This window comes from Natrialba taiwanensis DSM 12281 (assembly GCF_000337595.1).
Classification (GTDB): domain Archaea; phylum Halobacteriota; class Halobacteria; order Halobacteriales; family Natrialbaceae; genus Natrialba; species Natrialba taiwanensis.
In genome coordinates this window covers 1-266 of record NZ_AOIL01000008.1, presented here as the reverse complement: position 1 = coordinate 266, position 266 = coordinate 1, and the positions used below count along the sequence as shown (strand labels likewise).

Annotated in this window: 1 pseudogene; it reads left to right on the top strand. The window is 61.3% G+C overall.

Annotation, left to right across the window (positions count from 1 at the left end):
- Nucleotides 1–266: pseudogene (locus C484_RS00950) on the top strand (IS5/IS1182 family transposase); the annotation flags it as partial.

Sequence of the window (266 nt, the reverse complement as noted above, 5' to 3'; positions counted from 1 at the left end):
CTCGTTCTCGAGCGCGGCGAGTTCCCTGGTCCATCCGCACTGTGCAAGTCGTTTGATCGAGCACCGATGCGGATCTGGAGAGAGCTGCTCCGACTTTCGTCGGAGCTGCTCGATCAGTCCGGTCACGCCGCCATCGACGTCACCTATTTCGACCGCCAACAGGCGTCGAGCCACTCCCTCAAACGGTGCGGTCGAGACGTACGGACGATACAGGCGACGTTTCTCGTCGATACCGCGCAGAGCGCGGTGATCGACGTACACTGTAG